Raw genomic sequence first — 3640 nt, 5'->3', positions numbered from 1 at the left:
CGGACCTGGTGCGGCGAGCCGATCGGGTGATGTACCAGACGAAGCTGCGCCACCGGCGCGGAGGGGGGCTCCGCCACGCCTGAGCGGTGCGATCGCGCCGCTCCGCGGTCGCTCAACGCCAGCTCCTCGTTGCCACCATGCCCGGCGGCGGTGCCCGACACCCAGCCCGAGGAGTTCTTCGCAGACCCCTTTGACTTCGGGCGGCGATGAGGTCTCCTCTCGCTTCGGCATCTCTCTGCACGAGCACAATTACACGGGTTCGCTTAACCTCTGTTCGTGCGCACCTTCATCTGGACGATGGCCGACCGAGCTGTCTGATGATCGCTGAGCCCCTCTTCGCCGTCGAGGCGAAAGATTTTGATCCGACACGGACACGGCGCACGCCTGATTCCCAGACCTCTGGGCATAGGACCGCCCAGACCGCCTCCGACTAGGGGCTATCCACCACGTGACCGCTCGGAGCGGACATAATCTCTGGTGAGGAGGAACCGATCCAGGGAGGTCCGGATGGCGGTGGTGGCGGCGAGCAAGATGGGGGTGGTGCAACCGCTGCCTCTCGTCCCGTCGGGTTCGTCGCGGGTGGCCGACGGCGTGGCCTTCATGGAGGACAAGGACGGCAACGGCTCGGTGTTCTTGTGGGGGATGGCCGCATGGTGCTGGTCCGGGGGTGATCGGACCGCCCGCCGCCTGGCCGCGGTGCAGCTCGTCAACTCCAAGGCAGCGAGGCAGCGTGAGGTGGCCGAGGCGTTCGGGGTCCATGAGAACTCGCTCGTCCGCTGGCGTGGGGCCTACGCGGCGAGTGGCGTGGAGGCGCTCGTCGGCGAGCGGCCGGGGCCGAGGGGCCCGTCCAAGCTGAGCGACGCCAAGCGGGACGAGATCCGCGTGCTGCGGGCCTCGGGCCTCTCGCTCGCCGCAGTGGCCGAGCGCGCCGGGGTGTCGACGGCGAGTGTGCGCCGGGTGACGGTGGGCGCCGTTGAGCCGGAAGGGGGCGCTCGGGCCGAGCGCCGCGAAGTGGGCGAGGCGGTCGGAGCGGACGGGGGCGGCCTCGTCCCCCTTGCCCGCCCGCTGGAACGCTCGGGCGAGCGGGCGGCGGCTCGCTTCGGTCTCATCAACGACGCCCCGCCGGTGATCTGCCAAGGCGCGTCGTTGCCGGTGGCCGGTGCGCTGCTCATCCTGCCCGCGTTGGCAGCCACCGGGCTCTTGGGGATCGCCCAACGCGTCTACGGCGCTCGCCGGGCGGCGTTCTACTCGCTTCGTTCGCTCATCTGCTCGTTGGTCTTCGCCTGCCTCGTGGGCGAGCCGCGCGCCGAGGGCCTCACCCGGATCAACCCGGTGGACCTCGGGCGCCTGGTCGGGCTCGACCGGGGTCCCGAGGTCTCCACCCTCCGCCGGCGCATGGAGGAGCTGGCGGGCATGGCGCGGGCGGACCAGCTGCTCGACGGCCTGGCCCGCCATCACCACGAGGCCCAACCGGAGGCGAGCGGGATCTTCTACGTCGACGGCCACGTACGCGCCTATCACGGTGGACGCGAGGTGCCAAAGGCCCACGTGGCCCGTATCCGCCTGGCCATGCCCGCTGAGCTGGACACCTGGGTCTGCGACGCTCACGGCGACGGCGTCTTGGTGTGGAGCGCTGTCCCGGGGGCGAGCCTCGTGGGCGAGCTACGTACCGTGGCGACCAAGGTCCGTGCCCTCGTCGGCGAAAGCGCCCGGCCGACGATCTGCTTCGACCGCGGCGGGTGGAGCCCCAAGCTCTTCAAGGAGCTCGCCCTGGCCGGCTTCGACGTCCTCACCTACCGCAAGAAGCCCGCAGCGAGCGAGCCGGCCAGCGCCTTCTCGTCCTACACCTACACCGACCGACAAGGACGCACCCACGACTACTTGCTCGCCGACCGAAGGGTCTCGATCAGCTACGACGGAGGGCGCCGGCGGTTCGCCTGTCGCCAGATCACCCGCCTCGACCCGGTGACCGGCCACCAGACCCAGGTCCTCACGACCAGAGATGACCAGGACCCGGCCCTGATCGCCTGTCTCATGTTCAGCCGGTGGTCCCAGGAGAACTTCTTCCGCTACATGCGGGCCCATTACGCCCTGGACGCCCTCGACACCTACGCCACCCAAGACGACGACCTGACCCGGACCGTCCCCAACCCGGCCCGTCGTGCAGCCGATCGCACCGTGGCCGAAGCCCGCCGCCAGCTCAAAGCGGCCGAGCAGACCGAGGGCCAGGCGGCCGTCCGGGGCCAGCGGACCGACAAGGAGATCACGGCGGCCTTTGCCGACGCAGCGCGTGAGGTCGAACGCCTGGTGGCCGTGGCCAGAGCCATCCCGGCCCGTGTTCCCTTGGCCGAGGCCCGCCCGGGCTCGGTCCGGCTGTCCCCTGAACGCAAGCGCATCCACGACGCGATCCGCATGGCCACCTACAACGCCGAGTCGGCCTTGGCACGTCTGCTCGGCCCCCACTTCGCACCGGCGGACGATGAGGGGCGCATGCTGCTGCGCGAAGCCTTCCGCACGCCGGCCGACCTCGAGATCGTCGGCACCGAGCTCCACGTGCGACTCGACCGGCTCTCGGCACCGAGGCGCACCCGGGCGATCGCCGGGCTCTGCGAAGAGCTCACCGCCACCAAGACGACCTATCCAGGAACCGAGCTCACCCTCGTCTACTCCGTCAAGAGCGACCGGTGACTACTCACCGATGATGGCACTACGCCCAGAGGTCTGGATTCTCCAGATGGCTGACGTGCGCAAGCAGTTCGTCTACTACGTGTACCGCATCTCAACGGCTCTGCTCCAGATGTTTCCTCGCGCCGTTGTGATCCATATTGGTGATCGGGTGGGATGGGCACTCGCAATGACGTCGCCGCGACGCCACGCAGTTGTGACAGAGAATCTCCGACACGTCGTCGGTCAAGCGATGGCAGAACGAGAACTCAAACGCGTCGTGCGGCGTGCGTTTTCGTCCTATGGCCGTTATTGGGCCGAGAGCGCCCTCCTCGTGGCCGCAAATCGAGCGTCATTCGTTGCCGACACGGACATCGTCGGCCGCTCCCACCTCGACGAGGCAATCGCCAGAGGAAACGGGGTGATCTTGACGCTTCCCCATGTCGGCTCGTGGGAGGTCGGTGGTCTCTACCTCGTCGATCAGGGCATACCCGTGACGGGCGTCGCTGAGGTCGTCGAACCCCCTGAACTCTTCGATTGGTTCGTGGCTCGCCGAGCCGCCCTCGGGCTCACCGCGTTGCCCCTTGGCAGGGATGCCGCAGCGCAATCGCTCCGAGAACTCCACCGCGGGGGAGTGATCGTCCTTCTTGCCGATCGGGACATCCTCGGCGATGGCGTCGACGTCGAGTTCTTCGGGGAACGGACTCGACTCCCGCGTGGTCCCGCTCTGCTCGCCCTCCGCAGCGGTGCGGCACTATTACCTTGCGCGGTGTACCAGAGGCCCCAGGGTCGGTATCGGCTGCATGTTCGGCCCGCGATCGACGTTTCTCGAAAGGGCCGGTTGCGAGATGACGTGGCTGCCCTCACTCAGGAGGTGGCACACGAGCTTGAGGAGCTCATCCGTCCCGCGCCTGAACAGTGGCACGTGTTTCAGCCGAATTGGCCGGAGCTATCAAGTGCCAAACCGCATTTGTCG

At 68.4% G+C, this 3640-nt stretch carries 2 protein-coding genes; both read left to right on the top strand.

Annotated features, from left to right (window positions below; genetic code table 11):
* Window positions 1-477: 477 nt before the first annotated feature.
* The gene (locus tag VNF71_03235) at window positions 478-2688 is read left to right on the top strand and encodes a helix-turn-helix domain-containing protein (protein HVA73559.1); all 2211 of its coding nucleotides are present in this window, start codon (window positions 478-480) and stop codon (window positions 2686-2688) included.
* A 46-nt stretch (window positions 2689-2734) separates the two neighbouring features.
* A partial coding sequence (locus VNF71_03230; GenBank protein ID HVA73558.1) for a phosphatidylinositol mannoside acyltransferase occupies window positions 2735-3640 on the top strand: 906 nt, incomplete at its 3' end.

It is taken from the genome of Acidimicrobiales bacterium (assembly GCA_035533095.1).
Lineage (GTDB): Bacteria > Actinomycetota > Acidimicrobiia > Acidimicrobiales > Palsa-688 > DATLUM01.
The sequence above is the reverse complement of the archived record's forward strand: the minus strand, read 5'-3'. Positions and strand labels throughout refer to the sequence as shown.